General features: G+C 46.4%; 2 protein-coding genes. Both read right to left on the reverse strand.

Annotated features, from left to right (window positions below; all coding sequences use genetic code 11):
• Window positions 1–704 precede the first annotated feature (704 nt).
• Window positions 705–2,012 (reverse strand): TolC family protein, encoded by a 1,308-nt coding sequence (locus tag KGY70_17985; protein ID MBS3777092.1) that lies wholly within the window; start codon window positions 2,010–2,012, stop codon window positions 705–707.
• A 19-nt stretch (window positions 2,013–2,031) separates the two neighbouring features.
• Window positions 2,032–4,157 (reverse strand): efflux RND transporter permease subunit (locus KGY70_17990; GenBank protein ID MBS3777093.1); only part of this gene is annotated, 2,126 nt, incomplete at its 5' end.

Here is a 4,157-nt window from a genome sequence, read left to right on the forward strand (position 1 = left end):
AACCTGTTCCTGCTCCCAGATCCACTAAAGTGCCGGGATTATGAACATCAAGCTTCTCCCAGATAAAATCCGGCGGGATGTCGTTCAACCGTTCCGGATCGTTCAGCTTCTCCATTTTTTCGGGATCAAATTTGAATCCTGTCATATTTACCTCATTTGACTTAGTTCATTTCACCTTACAAAATTCATGCAAATTTTTGGGGAATAACGAAAATCTTAAAGCTATTGTTCATTAATCAGTTGGCAATTGGCAAAGGGCAGTTGGCAAAAAATGCAGATGTATTATAGAAAATCAGCCAAATTATATAGTCATTGATCTCTATTCGTGGCTGTTGGTTGTGTTGGTTAGCCGTAAGTCGCCTAGCGACGGCATAATATGCCTGAACCCCCTAGGTACGTAGCAAATAAGCCATTTCTGCCATCCGACCTCGTAAAATTTTCACTGGAACAATATGACAGTAAGATGGTAACCACCAATTGGCACGATTCAATATCCTTCATACTTGACTACCTGCCCGACAACAAGGGTTGAATCGACTCCCCTTAAACATCAAACTCCTGTCAAACTCTTGTCAAACAGTTTAATGACAATCACCCAATTCCACCTTTACTTCGTTTCGGTTGCTTACGCTAAAGCTTCAGCGACAGCGTGCGGGCAAGCCCGCCTCCACTGCGTTTCGGCAGGCAGGCATTCAATCATCCAATCATTCAATCAGTGCTCCTTCCTCCACAAACCCACCAATCAGCCTGGTCAGGTTGGTGTTTGAGTCGACCAGGTTGTATACAGCACGGAGTCTTTGGAGTGCAGCGTTCAGATAGATGAGCTGAATATCGCGGTAGTTGAATGAATTGATGGCGCCGGATTTAAACTTCTCCTCTGCGATCTCCAGGTTAAGCTCGGCAGCCTCCAGATTTTCTGAAGCCACATTCAGCAAGGTTCGCCGGACATTATAGAGATCGTACTGGTTAAACAGGACATTGGTCAGGCTGTGTTCCATCTCTTCAATCTCGGTCCGGGCAATCTCTTCATTGATTCTGGCCACTTCTATAGCCTGTTTGCGTGTGCCTCCGGTATAAATGTCATAACTTAGGCTCATATTGGCATAAGGAGCTACGGTTTTAGTGGTCAGGGCATCCATTCCTTCATTTTTGGTGCGCGAAAAAGAATTGTCCAAACCCGCCGAGAACCGTAGAGAAGGATACAGCTCACTTTCGCGGAGCCTGGTATCCTCTTTACGAATCATCAGACTGGCATATTGATTCTGCAGGGTCTGGTTATTGGAACGCATCTTATCGATCAGATCACCCAGTTTGTACACACTGATGTCCGGTTCAAAGGATTCGGTAAAGTTCCACTGGGCTGAAGCCTCTTCCCCCAGCACAAAGTTCAGGTTGCGGATGGCATTGCGCACCACCACCTGCTGATTGAGATACGAGGCAGAATCTTCAAGATACACATTTTTGGCCTGCAGAACATTATAAGTAAGTGAGCTGCCCATATCCCGCCGCATCTGTTCATACTCGTAGCGGTCGCGGGAAAGACCTGTTACACGCTTCATTACATCAAGCTGTTCTTTCTGAAGCAGCACATTGTAATAGCCCAGGATAACGTTCTGGATGGTATTTTCCACCACCACAGCCGATCTTCCTTTTGCCAGGTTTTCGAGCTTATCCAGCTTGCTCTTGGTGATATTCACCCGGTATCCGTCAAAGAGTGTCCAGTTCATCCCGATGCTTCCATAAAGCCGGTTCGCTGATGAATTATTGATGAGCTCCATATTATTGGAAGATGAAGCATCAAAGCCAACGGAAGGATAACGGCCTGCCGTACCCCAATTGTTATTCAACCCGGCAATATTTGCCTGCGACTCCGAAATGATGATCCCGTAGTTGTTTTCAAGAGCCTTTTCCAGGGCAGATGAGAGATTAAGGGCATCCTCCTGTGCGGTTGTGGCAGAGGCCAGAAAAATGAAAGTAAAAAATGCAAAATAATATTTGATTGCTCTTGTCATAATGTCCTGTATTGTTTTCTCATTTTGTATCAGCTTGGTTATGGCGGTCATCTTTGTTCATAATTTCTGCAGTGCCGTTCATCTCATAGCTTTTCCTCCGGTTATGAAGCATCACAGCCACTTCTACAGTTTCACGCTCAGGTTTTTCACCTGTCCAGAGATACTTCATGTACACCCGGAAATCATTCAGCAACATGATCAGCACAGGAAAAAATATCAGTATGAAAATCGTTCCGATAAACACTCCATAAGCCAGGCTGATGGCCATAGGGATAAGAAACTGGGCCTGTACGCTTTTTTCCAGAATGATGGGAAACAATCCGACTGTGGTAGTAATACTGGTGAGAATGATGGGCCTGAGCCTGAGCTTGCCTGCCTCCACAACAGCATCAAGCACTTTATAGCCTTTTAGCAGGAGGTTGTCGTACTTAGCCAGAAATACAATGGCATCGTTGATGATCACCCCGGTAAGTGCAATCATGCCCCACAGGCTAATGATTGAAAGGGGTTTGTCATGTATGCCATGGCCCCAGAAAACGCCAAGCATTGACAGGGGTATCATGGCCAGTATGATCAAAGTTTGATTGACACTCTTAAAATGCAGGATCATCAAGAAGATGATCACGATGAAGGCAATCAGAAAATAGCCTCCTGCTTTCCCCAAAGCTTCATTGCTATGTTTGGCCTGGCCCTGGTCCATATAACGAATACCTGCAAAGCGAGATTTCACCTCGGGTATGATCTCCTTTTCGATCTGACCGATGATCGCGGGCACGGAAGCATAAGGATCCACTGTTTCGGCTTCTACGCGTATCTCTCTCGAGCCGTTATAACGGTTGATGGCTACAGGACCGCGTTCGAGATGATAATCGGCCAGCTCAACCAATGGGTATTCACCGGCTGGTGTCTTGATTTTCATCTTTTCCATCTGCCCGCGTGTAAGCCGGTCCGACTTGGGATACCGAACCCACACACGCAGCTCGTCCCTGCCTTCCTGTAATCGCTGGGCCTGACCGCCGTAAAACCCATGACGTACCTGGGAGGCAATTGTGCTCTCATCCAGGCCAAGAAAATAAGCTTTGGGTTTCAGATCCAGCCTGACCTCCTGTTTGCCTAAAGCCACGTTCTCATTAATATCTTTCAGTTGGGGCAGCTCTGTTAACCGCTTCATAACATAATTTTTGGCTTCTTCCAGTTCGTCAAGGTTTCGTGACATCAGCCCGATAGAAACAGGCGAACCCCAGCGGCTTCTTCCACCGGCAGTATATTTGCGCGCTTCAGTTACCGGTCCGATCTTCTTGCGCACCATATTGGCAATCTGATGGCCACTCAAAGGCAAACCCTCCAGATCAACCGGGTAAACCCGAATAATCCCTGCATGGGCACCCCGTTCCTGTCCCTGAAAGGCGTACCCCATGGTTGTACTGACCCGTTCAATGATATCATAATCCGTTCCCTGCTGCTGTTTGAGATCTTCATTCACCTCCCAGATGGCCGCTTCAAAACGCCTGAGATATTCCTTGGTTTGTCTCTCTCCGTCGCCCGGAGTAAAAGCAACGTTTACTTCAAAGCTGTCAAAATCTACCATGGGAAAAAAGGTATTCTTGATGTGGCCTCCATAATACAATCCCGCTGTAATCAATATCAGTGCAATGGGTATGGCGACTACAGCATGGCGGTATTTTAGCAGCCAATACAGCATATGTTGGTATAGGTTATCACGCAGCCATACAATGAATCCCTCGAAATATTTCTTTATCCCCTTTCTTTTAGCATTCAGAGCCTTGCGATTTAGAACACGGTGGCTGCTCAGATGAGCGGGCAAAACAAAGAAAGCCTCGAACAAAGAAAAGAACAGGGCACCAACCACAATGATCGCCATGTGATACATCATTTCCATACGGGTTCCGGTAAGAAACAGCAACGGAGAAAAAGCCACAATGGTAGTTGCAATGGATGTGAGTACCGCAGGAAATACTTCCATTGTTCCTTCGACAGCCGCTTTCATCGGACTCATACCCTTCTCAAAATACAGATAGATGTTTTCGGCGATGACAATGCCGTCATCTACCAATATCCCGATCACCAGGATCATACCAAAAAGGGATATCATGTTGATGGTAATACCCATTTGATAAGCCACTA

This window comes from Bacteroidales bacterium (assembly GCA_018334875.1).
Lineage (GTDB): Bacteria > Bacteroidota > Bacteroidia > Bacteroidales > UBA12077 > JAGXLC01.